Origin of the sequence: Pseudomonas caspiana (assembly GCF_002158995.1) — a bacterium.
Lineage (GTDB): Bacteria > Pseudomonadota > Gammaproteobacteria > Pseudomonadales > Pseudomonadaceae > Aquipseudomonas > Aquipseudomonas caspiana.
The window spans coordinates 53,799-68,423 of record NZ_LOHF01000005.1 but is presented as its reverse complement, the minus strand read 5'-3'; the positions used below and the strand labels follow the sequence as shown (position 1 = coordinate 68,423).

General features: G+C 58.1%; 12 protein-coding genes and 1 riboswitch. Of the genes, 9 read left to right on the top strand and 3 right to left on the bottom strand.

Annotation, left to right across the window (positions count from 1 at the left end; genetic code table 11):
* Positions 1 to 92 precede the first annotated feature (92 nt).
* The 6 genes from ltnD (at position 93) to AUC60_RS08470 (ending at position 6,466) form a co-directional block, all read left to right on the top strand.
* A complete protein-coding gene (gene ltnD / locus AUC60_RS08495) occupies positions 93 to 1,043 on the top strand; it encodes an L-threonate dehydrogenase (RefSeq protein WP_274521390.1) in 951 nt (316 codons plus the stop codon).
* Between the two features lie 10 nt (positions 1,044 to 1,053).
* Positions 1,054 to 2,346 carry a 3-oxo-tetronate kinase gene (gene otnK, locus AUC60_RS08490; protein ID WP_087265741.1) on the top strand — a complete coding sequence of 431 codons (1,293 nt, stop codon included), beginning with the start codon at positions 1,054 to 1,056 and terminating at the stop codon, positions 2,344 to 2,346.
* Positions 2,343 to 2,981 carry a 3-oxo-tetronate 4-phosphate decarboxylase gene (gene otnC / locus AUC60_RS08485; RefSeq protein ID WP_087265739.1) on the top strand — a complete coding sequence of 213 codons (639 nt, stop codon included), beginning with the start codon at positions 2,343 to 2,345 and terminating at the stop codon, positions 2,979 to 2,981. The genes otnK and otnC overlap by 4 nt, the downstream gene beginning before the upstream one ends.
* A gap of 85 nt (positions 2,982 to 3,066) precedes the next feature.
* Positions 3,067 to 4,527: a GntT/GntP/DsdX family permease gene (locus tag AUC60_RS08480; protein ID WP_087265737.1), complete on the top strand. Its 1,461-nt coding sequence runs from the start codon at positions 3,067 to 3,069 to the stop codon at positions 4,525 to 4,527.
* A gap of 21 nt (positions 4,528 to 4,548) precedes the next feature.
* Positions 4,549 to 5,337 (top strand): 2-oxo-tetronate isomerase, encoded by a 789-nt coding sequence (gene otnI, locus AUC60_RS08475; protein ID WP_087265735.1) that lies wholly within the window; start codon positions 4,549 to 4,551, stop codon positions 5,335 to 5,337.
* 67 nt (positions 5,338 to 5,404) lie between these two features.
* On the top strand, positions 5,405 to 6,466 hold the full coding sequence (locus AUC60_RS08470; protein ID WP_087265732.1) for an alpha/beta fold hydrolase: 1,062 nt from the start codon (positions 5,405 to 5,407) through the stop codon (positions 6,464 to 6,466).
* 194 nt (positions 6,467 to 6,660) lie between these two features.
* Here AUC60_RS08470 and AUC60_RS08465 read toward each other — a convergent pair whose 3' ends face one another.
* Positions 6,661 to 7,065, bottom strand: coding sequence for an acyl-CoA thioesterase (locus tag AUC60_RS08465; RefSeq protein WP_087265731.1), 405 nt, complete (start codon positions 7,063 to 7,065; stop codon positions 6,661 to 6,663).
* 249 nt (positions 7,066 to 7,314) lie between these two features.
* Positions 7,315 to 7,420: riboswitch (S-adenosyl-L-homocysteine riboswitch) on the top strand.
* A gap of 22 nt (positions 7,421 to 7,442) precedes the next feature.
* Here AUC60_RS08465 and ahcY point away from each other — a divergent pair.
* The 3 genes from ahcY (at position 7,443) to AUC60_RS08450 (ending at position 12,229) form a co-directional block, all read left to right on the top strand.
* Positions 7,443 to 8,852, top strand: a complete 1,410-nt coding sequence (gene ahcY / locus AUC60_RS08460) for an adenosylhomocysteinase (RefSeq protein WP_087265729.1) — start codon at positions 7,443 to 7,445, stop codon at positions 8,850 to 8,852.
* A gap of 191 nt (positions 8,853 to 9,043) precedes the next feature.
* Positions 9,044 to 9,889 (top strand): methylenetetrahydrofolate reductase [NAD(P)H], encoded by an 846-nt coding sequence (gene metF, locus AUC60_RS08455; RefSeq protein ID WP_087265727.1) that lies wholly within the window; start codon positions 9,044 to 9,046, stop codon positions 9,887 to 9,889.
* Positions 9,890 to 10,312: 423 nt separating this feature from the next.
* Positions 10,313 to 12,229, top strand: coding sequence for an RNA helicase RhlE2 (locus AUC60_RS08450; protein WP_087265725.1), 1,917 nt, complete (start codon positions 10,313 to 10,315; stop codon positions 12,227 to 12,229).
* A gap of 232 nt (positions 12,230 to 12,461) precedes the next feature.
* Here the strand turns inward: AUC60_RS08450 and AUC60_RS08445 are convergent, their stop codons facing one another.
* Together AUC60_RS08445 and AUC60_RS08440 are read right to left on the bottom strand one after the other, a co-directional pair.
* Positions 12,462 to 13,040 (bottom strand): YceI family protein, encoded by a 579-nt coding sequence (locus AUC60_RS08445; protein WP_087265723.1) that lies wholly within the window; start codon positions 13,038 to 13,040, stop codon positions 12,462 to 12,464.
* A gap of 27 nt (positions 13,041 to 13,067) precedes the next feature.
* The gene (locus AUC60_RS08440) at positions 13,068 to 13,616 is read right to left on the bottom strand and encodes a cytochrome b (RefSeq protein ID WP_087265722.1); all 549 of its coding nucleotides are present in this window, start codon (positions 13,614 to 13,616) and stop codon (positions 13,068 to 13,070) included.
* Positions 13,617 to 14,625: the final 1,009 nt, after the last annotated feature.

Sequence of the window (14,625 nt, the reverse complement as noted above, 5' to 3'; positions counted from 1 at the left end):
CAGATGTGAATATATGTTAAAGACAAATAATACTTCACATTATTCGCTCACTGATTCACTATCGGATTCACAGATCAGAACAATTCCGACCGATTGCTGGCAGTGACGAGCATCGGCAACCATCCGAGGAAGACAGCATGACTAACAAGAATGTCGGCGTTATTGGCTTGGGTGCGATGGGTTTGGGCATTGCCCGCTCGTTGCTGCGCAGTGGTTTCAATGTGCATGCGTGTGATGTCCGCACCAGCGTTACCGAGCAGTTCGCCAGCGAAGGCGGCGTTGCCTGCGCCTCCCCTGCTGCCATGGCAGCCGCTTGTGATGTGATCATCACCGTTGTGGTCAACGCTGAGCAGACCGAAACCGTATTGTTCGGTGAGAACGGTGCCATTGCAGCACTGCGTCCTGGCAGCCTGGTTATCGGTTGCGCCACCGTCGCGCCGACCTTCGCAGTCGAGCTGGGTCAACGTCTGGTCGATAAAGGCCTGCTGTACCTCGATGCCCCGATCTCCGGCGGCGCAGCCAAAGCGGCCGCAGGCCAGATGACCATGATGACCTCCGGCCCGGCTGAATCCTACGCCAAGGCCCAGGCCATTCTCGATGGCATGGCGGGCAAGGTTTATCGCCTGGGCGACGTTCACGGCCTGGGTTCCAAAGTCAAAATCATTAACCAGCTCCTGGCCGGTGTTCACATCGCAGCCAGCGCCGAAGCCATGGCGCTGGGCCTGCGTGAAGGTGTCGACGCCGACGCTCTTTACGAAGTGATCACCAACAGCGCGGGCAACTCGTGGATGTTCGAGAACCGTGTGCCGCATATCCTTAACGCTGATTACACGCCGCTGTCGGCTGTGGATATCTTCGTCAAGGATCTGGGCCTGGTACTGGATACCGCTCGCACCAGCAAATTCCCGCTGCCGCTTTCGGCCACTGCACACCAGATGTTCATGCAGGCTTCCAGCGCCGGTTACGGTCGTGAAGATGACTCCGCCGTGATCAAGATTTTCCCGGGCATCGAATTGCCGAAAGCCAAGCCAGAACAAGCTTAAGGGGCAACCGATGAGTAATTCTCCTGTGCGCCCGTTGCTGGGCTGCATCGCCGACGATTTCACCGGCGCAACCGATCTGGCCAACATGCTCGTACGCGGCGGCATGCGCACCGTGCAAAGCATTGGTATTCCGACGGCTGAAATGGCGGCGGATCTCGACGCCGACGCGATCGTCATTGCCTTGAAATCACGCACTACGCCTGCCGCCGAAGCGGTCGAGGAATCCCTCGCTGCGCTGCAATGGCTGCGCGAGCGTGGCTGCGAGCAGATCTTCTTCAAGTACTGCTCGACCTTTGACTCCACCGCTGCGGGCAACATCGGTCAGGTCAGCGAAGCACTGCTGAAAAAACTCGGCAGCGATTTCACCCTGGCGTGTCCGGCATTCCCGGAAAACGGTCGCACGATCTTCCGTGGCCACTTGTTCGTTCAGGACCAGTTACTGAATGAATGCGGCATGCAGCATCACCCACTGACGCCGATGACCGACGCCAATCTGGTACGCGTGCTGCAATCGCAAACCCAGCAGAAAGTCGGCCTGCTGCGCTACGACAGCATCGCCAAAGGTGTTGACGGCGTGCGCAGCAAGATTGCCGAGTTGCGCGCCGACGGCGTGAGCATGGCGATTGCCGATGCGCTGTCCGATGCCGATCTCTACACCTTGGGCGAAGCCTGTGCCGACCTGCCATTGCTGACCGGTGGTTCGGGCCTGGCCCTGGGCTTGCCGGGCAATTTCCGCAAGGCTGGCAAATTGCGTGACATCGACGCCGCCAAACTTGAGCCGGTTTTGGGTGGTGAAGTGGTGTTGGCAGGTAGCGCTTCAGTCGCCACCAACGGTCAGGTCGCGGCCTGGCTTGAAGCCAATCGCCCTGCCCTGCGCATCAATCCATTGGAGTTGGCCGCTGGTCGTCCGGTGGTTGAGCAGGCGCTGGAGTTCGCCCGCAAAGCAGGCGAAACCGTGCTGATCTACGCCACCAGCTCGCCAGATGAAGTCAAAGCCGTACAACAGCAACTGGGCGTTGAACGCGCAGGCGCGTTGGTGGAAGACGCGCTGGGGCAAATCGCGAAAGGTTTGCTCAATGCTGGCGTGCGCCGCTTCGTGGTCGCGGGCGGTGAAACCTCCGGCGCTGTGGTTCAGGCGTTGGGCGTGCAACTGCTGAAGATCGGCGCGCAGATTGATCCAGGCGTTCCGGCCACCGTCAGCAGTGGCGCTCAACCGCTGGCATTGGCACTCAAGTCCGGCAACTTCGGTGGCCGTGACTTCTTCAGCAAAGCCCTAAAGCAGCTGGCGGGGGAAGCCTCATGAGTGCTGAAAACAAGCTTCGCGAAGAGATTTGCGACATCGGCAGGCTGCTGTATGGCCGCGGCTACACCGTTGGCAGTGCCGGAAACATCAGCGCACGGCTCGATGACGGCTGGCTGATCACGCCAACCGACGCCTGCCTGGGTCGCCTCGATCCGACCGAAATCGCCAAGGTCAACCTGGCCGGTGAATGGGTGTCGGGCAGCAAACCTTCGAAGACCCTCGCGCTGCATCGCGAGGTCTACGACCGCAATCCAGATGTGGGCGGCGTGGTGCATACCCACTCCACCCATCTGGTTGCGCTGACCCTGGCGGGCGTCTGGCAGGAGGACAACATCCTGCCGCCACTGACGCCTTATCAGGTGATGAAAGTCGGGCAGATTCCACTCATTGGTTATGAGCGTCCCGGCTCGCCGAAAGTCGCCCAGCGCGTCGCGCAACTGGCCAACAGTGTGCGCGGCGTGATGCTCGAACGGCTCGGACCGGTTATCTGGGAAAGCTCGGTTGCCAAGGCCGCCTACGCCCTTGAAGAACTGGAAGAAACCGCTCGACTCTGGTTGATGACCCACCCCAAACCCGCTCCGCTCGACCAGGCTGCACTGGACGAGTTGCGCGAGGTTTTTGGGGCCAAGTGGTAGTTCAAGGCATTTGATTGAGGGCCGTTCAGCGGCCTTCGACAAGACCCGGCCCAGCCGGAAAACAATAACAATGGGACTTTAAAGTATGACGCCACTAATGCTGATGTTGATCGCGGGCGCGGGCATTGCGCTGCTGCTGTTCCTGGTCCTCAAGTACAAATTCCAGCCGTTCGTGGCGTTGATGCTGGTGAGCATCATTGTCGCGCTGGTCGCGGGTGTGAAACCGGCTGATCTGGTTGCCACCATCGAAGGCGGCATGGGCAAAACCCTCGGTCACATCGCGATCATCATTGCCCTGGGCGCGATGATCGGACGCATCATCGAGTTGTCCGGTGGCGCTGAAGCATTGGCGAAAACCCTGATCAACCGCTTCGGCAACCGGCGTACACCGCTGGCGCTGACCGTTGCCGGTTTCATCGTCGGTATTCCGGTGTTCTTCGAAGTGGGCGTGATCATCCTCATGCCACTGGCCTACGGCGTGGCCCGTGCGGCACGCAAACCACTGCTGCTGTTCGCCTTGCCGATGTGTGCGGCATTGCTTGCGGTGCATGCGTTCCTGCCTCCTCATCCAGGCGCTGTCGCTGCGGCCAGCCAACTGGGGGCTGATCTTGGCCGCGTACTGATGTTCGGTATCCCGATGGTCGCGGTATTGAGCCTGATCGGTTATTTCATTGCGGGTCGCATGACACGCAAGTTCTACCCGATGACTGACGATATCCGCGCCGAGGTTTACGGCCCGCACATCTCCAACGCGGATCTGCAAGCCTGGCATAACGGTGACTACTCCAACACCAGCAGCGAAGCGACGCATTCGAACAAGCCGGGTCTGGAAGAAAGCGCCAGCAGCCTTGCCGGATCGCTGCCGCCCGCTCCGGCGCCAGGTTTTGGTCTGATCATCGCGCTGATCCTGCTGCCGATCGTATTGATTCTGCTCGGTACGCTGGCCACCACCATGCTGCCTGTCGACTCGACGCTGCGCAGCGTTCTGACCGTATTGGGCGCGCCGCTGGTTGCGCTGCTGATCGACACCCTGCTCTGTGCATGGTTGCTGGGTACTCGTCGTGGCTGGAGCCGCACTCAGGTGTCTGACGTGATCGGCTCGGCATTGCCAGGCGTGGCCATGGTGATTCTGATCGCCGGTGCCGGTGGCGTGTTCGGTAAAGTGCTGGTGGATACCGGTATTGGCGCTGTCGTTTCCGAAGCATTGCGCACCACCGGCCTGCCGGTTCTGGCGCTGGGCTTCCTGCTGACTCTGCTGCTGCGTGCCGTGCAAGGTTCCACCACCGTTGCACTGGTGACCACGGCCGGTATTCTCAGCCCGCTGATCGTGACCCTGAACCTGACCCCCAACCACCTTGCGCTGCTGTGCCTGGCCATGGGCGGTGGCGGTCTGGCAATGTCGCACATCAACGACGCTGGTTACTGGATGTTCACCAAACTGGCTGGCCTTAATGTCGCCGACGGTCTGCGCACCTGGACTGTGCTGGTTACCATCCTCGGCACCCTGGGTTTCCTTGCGACCCTGGTGATCTGGCCATTCGTCTGATCTAACAAGACTGGAGCTCACATGCCTCGTTTCGCTGCCAACCTCAGCATGCTCTACCCGCAACATGATTTTCTCGAGCGCTTCAGCGCAGCGGCCGCCGATGGTTTCGGCGCCGTCGAGTATCTGTTTCCGTATGACTACAGCACTCAGGAGCTCAAGCAGCGCCTGAGCGATAACGGGCTGGTGCAAGCGCTGTTCAACGCACCACCGGGTGACTGGGCAGCAGGCGAGCGCGGCATTGCTTCGTTGCCAGGGCGTGAAGAAGAATTCCACACCGGCATCGCCCGCGCGCTGGAATACGCGGACGTGCTGGGCAACGACCGGATTCACGTCATGGCGGGTTTGCTGCCCAGCGAAGAATTGCGTGAACGCCATCAAGCGGTATACCTGGAAAACCTCGCCTACGCTGCTGAACAAGCTGCCAAGGTCGGCATTACGGTACTGATCGAGCCGATCAATACCCGTGACATGCCGGGGTTCTTTCTGAATCGTCAGGATCAGGCGCAAGCCATCTGCAAGGAAGTTGGCGCGGCCAACCTCAAGGTGCAGTTCGACTTCTATCATTGCCAGATCGTCGAAGGCGATGTGATCTCCAAACTGCGTCGTGATTTTGCTGGCGTCGGTCATATCCAGATCGCTGGCGTGCCGGATCGTCACGAACCGAATCTGGGCGAGCTGAACTACCACTGGCTGTTCGAAGAAATCGATCGCCTCGGTTACACCGGCTGGATTGGCTGCGAATACCGGCCAAAGGGCGACACCAGCACTGGTCTGCAATGGCTGCGCGATTGGCAGAGCCTCAAGCGCTGATTAAAGTGGACCGTGGCAACACAGACTGAACAGTGACACCTCATAAAAATAAAAAGAGGAACTGAACATGCGAGGATTCAAAAGCGGCCTGTGCGCTGCGCTATTGATCGTGGCGCAGACGGGCATGGCCTATGCGGCAAGCGTTCCAGCAGCAGTGGAAGGTTTATGGACGGCCCCCAGCTTCACCTTCCACACCGGTGAAAAACTGGACAACCTGCGGATGAGCTACATCACCGTCGGCGATCCGAAGAACCCGGCGGTGCTCTTTCTGCACGGCACCAATCGACCAGCCAGCGACATGCTGGGCAAGGATTTCGGGGGTGAGCTGTTTGGTCCAGGTCAACCTCTGGACGCCAGCAAGTACTACATCATCGCGCCCGACGGCATCGGCGTCGGTAAGTCCAGCAAACCGTCAGACGGTTTGCGCATGAAATTCCCCGCCTATAACTACGACGACATGGTCGAGGCGCAGCACCGCCTGCTGACCGAAGGGATGGGCATCAAGCATTTGCGGCTGGTCATGGGCAATTCCATGGGTGGCATGCAGACCTGGATGTGGGGCCAGAAATGGCCAGACATGATGGACGCGCTGGTACCGATGGCCTCGCAGCCTACTGCAATGTCGGCGCGCAACTGGATCATGCGGCGCATGCTGATCGAATCCATCAAGCAGGACCCGGCCTGGAACGAAGGCAACTACACCAGCCCGCCGCCCTCGCTTCGTCTGGCCAACGTGATGTTTGGCTTTGGCACCAGCGGCGGCACCCTTGCTTATCAGGCCTTGGCGCCTACAAGAGCGCAGGCAGACAAACTGGTTGATGAAAAGCTGGCAGCGCCGCTGCCGGGGGATGCCAACGATTTCATTTATCAATGGCAGTCCTCGGCGGACTACGATGTCTCGCCAAAGCTCTCGGCAATCAAAGCGCCGGTGCTGGCAATCAACAGTGCAGACGACGAGCGCAATCCGCCCGAGACCGGGACGATGCAAAAATCACTCGCCCAGCTGAAAAACGCACGTCTGGTATTGATTCCTGCCAGCGCTGAAACCCGCGGACACGGCACGACTAATATGGCTCGCTTCTATGCCGAACCGCTTGGCGAGTTCATGAAGGCAACAGCGCGTCCTTGATGGTATTGAGATCTGTCTTTCAGCGGGAGACTCGATGTTTGCCTGCGAGCTGATAGACGACGCAAAACCTGTGGGAGCGGTGCTTGCCCGCGATAGGGACACCGCGATCTTAAGTGAACCGCGTCCAGCCTTATCGCGGGCAAGCACCGCTCCCACAGGAGACCGCACTTCCAGACAAGACCGGCCACTTCGGTTTATTCGTCGATCGCCTCTTCCTTGAACTGATCTTTCACGTAGGTGATTTCGGTCTTGCCGTGCGGTGCGGGCAAGCCGTCTTCGCCCAGGTTGACGAAAACCATCTTTTCAACCGTCAGGATGCTCTTGCGGGTGATCTTGTTGCGCACCTGGCACGTGAGAGTAATCGAGGTACGGCCAAATTCGGTGGCGGTAATACCTAACTCGATGATGTCGCCCTGACGTGAAGCGCTGACAAAGTTGATCTCGGAAATGTACTTGGTCACCACGCGCTGGTTGCCCAACTGCACGATGGCGTAAATCGCCGCTTCCTCATCGATCCAGCGCAACAGGCTGCCGCCGAACAACGTGCCATTAGGGTTGAGATCTTCAGGTTTCACCCACTTGCGAGTGTGGAAATTCATGCTTGCTCCTGACGTCTGCCGATTGATGCGGGTAATCATGGCAGACACGGCGGGTATCAGCACAGTCATCGCTCCCTATCGAATCCATAGGGTAGCGGCACCGTCCATCCGGTCCCCGGTATTTTTTCGGACAGCGGACTGAAGTTGACTCGGCAGCCGCCGATAGAAAACCTTGGGAAGATGAGCCAGCTTGGCTATAATCCCCACCGTTTCAAAACGGTCATCTTCACTTGATACCGTTCCCGCCACCTGTCCGAGGGGCGCTGCAGCAGGTTTTCCTGTCAGGCTCGGATGGGGCGTTGTTCGATCGGGTTGTCCCTGTCGAACCTTAAACGCACAACGGCGCCCATTCGCACACTACGAATGGAGACTCTCTAATGAGTGCAGTAATCACGCCCGCAGATTTTTCCGACTACAAAGTAGCCGACATGTCCCTGGCTGCCTGGGGCCGTCGCGAAACCATCATCGCTGAATCCGAAATGCCTGCCCTGATGGGCCTGCGCCGCAAATACGCTGGCGAGCAACCACTCAAGGGCGCGAAGATTCTCGGCTGCATCCACATGACCATTCAGACTGCCGTTCTGATCGAAACCCTGGTTGCCCTGGGTGCCGAAGTTCGCTGGTCGTCCTGCAACATTTTCTCCACTCAAGACCAGGCTGCTGCTGCCATTGCTGCTGCCGGTATTCCTGTGTTCGCCTGGAAAGGCGAAACCGAAGAAGAATACGAGTGGTGCCTGGAGCAAACCATTCTGAAAGATGGCGCGCCTTGGGATGCCAACATGATCCTCGACGACGGCGGCGACCTGACCGAGCTGCTGCACAAGAAGTACCCGGCCATTCTGGACCGCGTTCACGGTGTGACCGAAGAGACCACCACTGGCGTTCACCGCCTGCTGGACATGCTGGCCAAAGGCGAGCTGAAAATCCCGGCCATCAACGTCAACGACTCGGTGACCAAAAGCAAGAACGACAACAAGTACGGCTGCCGTCACAGCCTGAACGACGCCATCAAGCGTGGTACTGACCACCTGCTGTCGGGCAAGCAAGCACTGGTTATCGGTTATGGCGACGTGGGCAAGGGCTCGGCTCAATCCCTGCGTCAGGAAGGCATGATCGTTAAAGTCACCGAAGTCGACCCGATCTGCGCCATGCAAGCCTGCATGGACGGTTTCGAGCTGGTTTCGCCGTTCATCAACGGTGAAAACGACGGCACCGAAGCAAGCATCGACAAAGCCTTGCTGGGCAAGATCGACCTGATCGTGACCACCACTGGTAACGTCAACGTTTGCGACTCGAACATGCTCAAAGCGCTGAAAAAACGCGCTGTGGTCTGCAACATCGGTCACTTCGACAACGAAATCGACACCGCTTTCATGCGCAAGAACTGGGCATGGGAAGAAGTGAAGCCGCAAGTACACAAGATCCACCGTACCGGCCCTGGCGCATTCGATGCCCAGAACGACGACTACCTGATCCTGCTGGCCGAAGGCCGTCTGGTTAACCTGGGCAACGCCACAGGTCACCCAAGCCGTATCATGGACGGTTCGTTCGCCAACCAGGTTCTGGCGCAAATCTTCCTGTTCGGTCAGAAGTACGCTGATCTGTCCCCGGAACAAAAAGCCGAGCGTCTGACCGTTGAAGTACTGCCTAAGAAACTCGACGAAGAAGTGGCTCTGGAAATGGTTCGCGGCTTCGGCGGCGTTGTGACCAAACTGACCAAGACCCAGGCCGACTACATCGGCGTGACCGTTGACGGTCCGTTCAAGCCGCACGCTTACCGTTACTGATTGATTGAGCGGGTGCCCGCAATTATTGCGGACACTCGCTCATCGAAACGGCAGCCACCCTGTAGGAGTGAGCTTGCTCGCGATAGCGTCAGGTCAGTTGATGCAGATGTCTACTGATCTGACGCTATCGCGAGCAAGCTCACTCCTACAGGGGGCAGCGTTAGGCTTTCGAATTCCCAAGGTTACCGATCATGTCCCAAGACCGCAGCTTCAGCTTCGAATTCTTCCCGACGAAGACCGAGGCTGGCCATGAAAAGCTTCTGAACGTTGCTCGTCAGATAGCCAGCTACAACCCCGCTTTCTTCTCCTGCACTTATGGTGCCGGTGGTTCCACGCGCGACGGTACGATCAACACCGTCATGCAGTTACAAAACGAAATTCAAGTACCGTCCGCACCGCATCTGTCCTGCGTTGGCGACAGCAAGGACGATCTGCGCGGCCTGCTGAACCAGTACAAGGAAGCCGGCATCAAGCGTATCGTTGCCCTGCGTGGCGACCTGCCTTCCGGTATGGGCGTGGCCAGCGGCGAGCTGCGTTATGCCAGCGATCTGGTTTCGTTCATTCGTGAAGAAACAGGTAGCCATTTCCACATCGAAGTCGCGGCTTATCCTGAAATGCACCCTCAGGCGCGTAACTTCGACGACGACGTGAAGAACTTCGTGCACAAGGCCCAGGCCGGTGCCGACAGTGCAATCACCCAGTATTTCTTCAACGCCGACAGCTACTTCCATTTCCTGGAACGCGTACAGAAGAAAGGCGTCAACCTGCCAATCGTGCCGGGCATCATGCCGATCACCAACTACAGCAAGCTGGCGCGTTTCTCCGATGCCTGCGGTGCGGAAATCCCGCGCTGGATCCGCAAACAACTGGAAGCCTATGGCGACGACGTGCAAAGCATTCAGGCGTTTGGCGAACAGGTCATCACCGAGATGTGCGAGCGTCTGCTGCAAGGTGGCGCGCCAGGGCTGCATTTCTACACCTTGAACCAGGCCGAGCCGAGCCTGGCCATCTGGAACAACCTGAAGCTGCCGCGTTAAGCGACACGGTTGCACGGCTGGCAGGTTTCGCGCATTGTGACCTGCCGGCGCTTCCAGAAAATCGAAGCATTCAGTCGGTATCGACACCGTTGAGCAGCAGGAAAGCAGCGCTTGGCGTTTGCTCTGTTATACTCCGGCCTTCCCGCCAGGCTTACGCCCGGATGCTCGGTCTTGTTTCAGGCTCCTCGATCACGCCAATAGCGCATCTTCGTTAATTGCGCAGCGTCACGAGATGCCCTGAAGGCCCAGCAGGACCGGACGGGACTGCGTTCTCCAAAGCTTGAACGAAAACACCGAGCCGCGATCACCCTGTTCCCCGAACAGCATGGTCGACGCTCTGGCAGTTTCGACGAAGCCTGAACGCCATTCGCGCCAGGCAAGACTTCCCTTTGAGCATAAGCTCTAACTAAAACAGGATTACTCATGTCCTTTGCTTCCCTCGGTCTCTCCGAGGCTCTAGTTCGCGCCATCGAGGCAGCGGGCTATACCCAGCCTACTCCGGTGCAACAGCGGGCCATTCCCGCCGTGTTGCAAGGTCGCGACCTGATGGTTGCCGCCCAGACAGGTACTGGTAAAACCGGTGGTTTCGCCCTTCCGATTCTGGAGCGGTTGTTTCCCAACGGTCACCCGGACAAATCCCAGCGTCACGGCCCACGCCAACCGCGTGTACTGGTCCTGACCCCGACCCGCGAACTGGCCGCCCAGGTGCATGACAGCTTCAAGCTGTACGCCCGCGACCTTAAGTTCGTCAGCGCCTGCATCTTTGGCGGCGTCGGCACGAACCCTCAGGTTCAAGCCATGGCACGCGGCGTAGACGTGTTGGTAGCCTGCCCTGGCCGCCTGCTCGATCTGTGTGGTCAAGGCAGTGTCGATCTGTCCCACGTTGAAATCCTCGTGCTCGATGAAGCCGACCGGATGCTCGACATGGGCTTCGTCCATGACGTGAAGAAAGTCCTCGCACGTCTGCCCGCCAAGCGTCAGAACCTGCTGTTCTCGGCAACGTTTTCCAACGACATCACGGCGTTGGCAGGCAAGCTGCTGCACAACCCGGAACGCATCGAAGTCACGCCACCGAACACCACGGTCGAGCGTATCGAGCAACGCGTGTTCCGCCTGCCAGCCAACCATAAGCGTTCGCTACTCGCGCACTTGATCACTCAAGGTGCGTGGGAGCAGGTGCTGGTCTTCACTCGTACCAAGCACGGTGCAAACCGCTTGGCCGAGTACCTGGACAAACACGGCCTGAGTGCCGTGGCAATCCACGGCAACAAGAGCCAGAACGCCCGCACCAAAGCTCTGGCCGACTTCAAGGCCGGTGACGTACGCATCATGGTGGCAACCGATATCGCCGCTCGTGGCCTGGATATCGACCAACTGCCGCACGTGGTCAACTTCGAGCTGCCGAACGTAGACGAAGATTATGTGCACCGCATCGGCCGTACTGGCCGTGCAGGTCGTACCGGCGAAGCGATTTCGCTGGTTGCTCCGGACGAAGAAAAGCTGCTGAAAAGCATCGAGCGCATGACCAAACAGAAGATTGCCGACGGCGATCTGATGGGCTTTGACATGTCTGCCGTTGAAGCCGAGAAGCCTGAAGTTCGCGAGCGTCCGGATGTGCGTAACCCGCGCAATTCGCGTGGTCCGCGTGGCGATGGCCCGAACGGTGGTGGCGGTGGCGGCGGTCGTAAAGACAAAGGCAAAGATAAGGGCAAGGAAAAACCGGCGGCTGCCGCTGCCGGCGAACGTCCGGCCCGCAAGCCGCGTGATCAGCAAAAGCCTCGTGACGGCGCACCTGCGCGTGAACAACGCTCTTCTACTCCTCGCGCAACTGCCGCGCCGCGTCCTGCTTCAGATCGTGCCCCGGACGAGTTTCTGGATGACGAAGTGGATAACTTCGGCAACCGCGCTGATTACGTCAGCCCCTACCAGAACAAGAACCAGGGTCGTGGTCGTCGCCCAGGCGCTCCATCCACTGGTGCCGGCGCAGCGACAGGTGCAGCGCCTGCCGCGCGTGGCCCTCGCCCAAGCGGTCCGCGCAGCGGCGGTGCAACCACTGGCACGCCGCCAGCCAAACGCAACGGTCCACGCAACGGTGCTCCGCGCGATGGTCAGGCTCGTCGTGACGAGAACCCGCGCAACCGTCGTCCGGCACGCGATGACTCAGCCCGCCAGGAACCGGCAGTTCGCGGTCCTCGTGACAGCCAGAGCCAGCCGCAACCGAAGATCATGCACAAAGAGTCGAAAAGCGATCGCTTCCCGTCCGCTGAACAACTCGACCAACTACCAAGTCGCCCACGCGGTGAAAAACCAGCACTGCTGACCCGCAACCGCGAAGGTTAAGCAAAGCTGGAACAAAAAAACGCCCCGACTGGTTCGGGGCGTTTTTGTGTGTGGCTGTCAGGTTTCTGTGGAAGCGGTGCTTGCCCGCGATACATGAGACGCTGCTAGACGACATACCGCGTTATCGTTTATCGCGGGCAAGCACCGCTCCCACAAAAAAACCATACGGCTCAAGTTATTCCACACAAAAACGCCGACCCTGAGGTCGGCGTTTTTGATTAACCGGAAAAGCTTACTTGGCTTGAACGCCTTCGAAGCTGATTTCCAGGTCCAGAGTTTGCGAGGTAGGACCTGGGCCTTTGATGCCGAAGTCGTTCAGGTTAAGCGTCGAAGTACCGTTGAAGCCGGCACGGTAGCCGCCCCATGGATCCTTGCCTTCGCCGTTGAACGTAGCCTTGATCACGATCGGCTTGGTCACGCCGTGCAGGGTCAGGTCGCCGGTCACGTCAGCGGTTTTCTCGCCGGTAGACTTAACAGCGGTAGAGACGAACTTGGCTTCCGGGAATTTGCCGGCGTCCAGGAAGTCTTTGCTCAGGATGTGCTTGTCACGCTCAGCGTGGTTAGTGAACAGGCTGGCAGTTTTCAGCTCAACGTCGATTTTGCTCGCTTCTGGCTTGGCAGCGTCAAAACTGAACTTACCGCTCCAGTCCTTGAACGTACCGTGAATGAAGCTGTAACCCAGGTGGCTGATTTTGAAGTCAACGAAAGCGTGCTGGCCTTCTTTGTCGATGGTGTAATCAGCGGCCATCGCCTGACCGGCGGACAACAGTGCGGTACCAAGAGCCAGAGCGGCGAGAGTCTTCTTCAACATGCTTTTATTCCCGTTTTGGTTGAACAATTAAGCGCGACCCAGCATACGCTTGAGGGTCACATCGCGATCAATGAAGTGGTGTTTCAGTGCAGCAAGACCGTGCAGCCCTGCGAAGACAACCAATACCCAAGCGAGGTACAGGTGAATCCAGCCTGCGGTTTCTGCCTGTTCAGGCAGACCACTGACCAGCGCAGGTATTTCAAACAGACCAAATACCGGGATCCCCACGCCGTCGGCGGTGGAAATGAGGTAACCGGCAAACATCACAGCAAACAGACCGACATACAAAAACATGTGCCCAACGTGCGCACCGATCCGCGTCCACTTGCCATAGCTGGCCAGAGACGGCGGCGGCGGGCTGAGCAAGCGCCAGACGATGCGGAACAACATGAAGGCGAATAACGTGATGCCAATGCTCTTGTGCAGATCAGGTCCGGCTTTACGCCACGTGTCGTAATAATCCAGACCTACCATCCACAGCCCTAGCGCGAACAAACCAAACACTGCAACAGCAACGCCCCAGTGCAGCACCATGCTGACCAGACCGTAGCGAGAGGATGAGTTGCGTAACTGCATTGCCATTACCCTGTAGGAATTGATGCCAGACTAGCTTTTTATCTATCGAATGAAAGCGCAAAATTTTGCTTTGAAGCATCGAATAATACGATTGTTACGTTTTTCGTATATTCCATCTTTGCCTCGATTGGCGTAGCCAGCGGCTCTTGATAGATGAAAAAGCGATAACCAACGTAATGCTCCAGCCCAGCATCGCCAGAATTCCTTCGTAACAAAACCTTGCCATGACCATCGGCTTATCAGTCACGATGAGCGGCACTGCCCGCATCCTCCGCTAGCCTTTACAGGACTTGGCAATTTTTCCTGCAAAGATGATCAGCCTAGCAAAAGTCAATTTAATGACTAAATCGATGTCCATTAAAATGACACCACTCAATGAAATCGCAAAAAGTGACGTTATTCCGACGGATGGAAGCCTTAGGCCATTGTTGGCGGCCTGAATAAGGCTCAGCATCTTCTCAGGCCTACAAGGGATGAGCCTGTGCGTCTCTTGCCCGTGCCTGCCCCCCATTACTGCAACCCGTCTTCAGACAGTAACGAGCACTGGCGCAGAACTTTTAGATCGCACTGATCAATGGAGCAACACCGCGATGATGACTGTCTATTTTGTCGTTATGACAATGTGCAGTGGTATGGAAGGCTGTGTGGAAGAGCGAAGGCCGGGAGACGCCTACGCATCCAGAGAAGAATGCATGACAACGGTGAGCGCCATAACGCGGCGCAAAGGCGTGAAGTACAAGTGCAAGAGCGAACCGCAGTGGGTTCTCAAAGAAGATCGCCGCGTTGACGGGATCAAAAGCTTTGTTACGAGTGGCGCTAAATAATCGGTTTCATTTTTTGTAGGCATTGCCTCCTTCCGCAAACACCGACCTGTAGGAGCTCACGAGCAGCGCGAGGCAGCGATAACGGTTTGCCTGACACACCGCCATCGCTGCCTCGCGCTGCTCGTGAGCTCCTACAGGGGCTGTATTCACCAATGGCAGCGTCGACAACCATCCAAACAAAAAGG

Excerpts from the sequence above, each read along its gene's own strand:
- AUC60_RS08480 (WP_087265737.1), top strand. The coding sequence starts at position 3,067 with ATGACGCCACTAATGCTGATGTTGATCGCGGGCGCGGGCATTGCGCTG.
- otnK (WP_087265741.1), top strand. The coding sequence starts at position 1,054 with ATGAGTAATTCTCCTGTGCGCCCGTTGCTGGGCTGCATCGCCGACGAT.
- metF (WP_087265727.1), top strand. The coding sequence starts at position 9,044 with ATGTCCCAAGACCGCAGCTTCAGCTTCGAATTCTTCCCGACGAAGACC.
- AUC60_RS08465 (WP_087265731.1), bottom strand. The coding sequence starts at position 7,065 with ATGAATTTCCACACTCGCAAGTGGGTGAAACCTGAAGATCTCAACCCT.
- ahcY (WP_087265729.1), top strand. The coding sequence starts at position 7,443 with ATGAGTGCAGTAATCACGCCCGCAGATTTTTCCGACTACAAAGTAGCC.
- AUC60_RS08450 (WP_087265725.1), top strand. The coding sequence starts at position 10,313 with ATGTCCTTTGCTTCCCTCGGTCTCTCCGAGGCTCTAGTTCGCGCCATC.
- otnC (WP_087265739.1), top strand. The coding sequence starts at position 2,343 with ATGAGTGCTGAAAACAAGCTTCGCGAAGAGATTTGCGACATCGGCAGG.
- AUC60_RS08470 (WP_087265732.1), top strand. The coding sequence starts at position 5,405 with ATGCGAGGATTCAAAAGCGGCCTGTGCGCTGCGCTATTGATCGTGGCG.
- AUC60_RS08445 (WP_087265723.1), bottom strand. The coding sequence starts at position 13,040 with ATGTTGAAGAAGACTCTCGCCGCTCTGGCTCTTGGTACCGCACTGTTG.
- otnI (WP_087265735.1), top strand. The coding sequence starts at position 4,549 with ATGCCTCGTTTCGCTGCCAACCTCAGCATGCTCTACCCGCAACATGAT.
- AUC60_RS08440 (WP_087265722.1), bottom strand. The coding sequence starts at position 13,616 with ATGCAGTTACGCAACTCATCCTCTCGCTACGGTCTGGTCAGCATGGTG.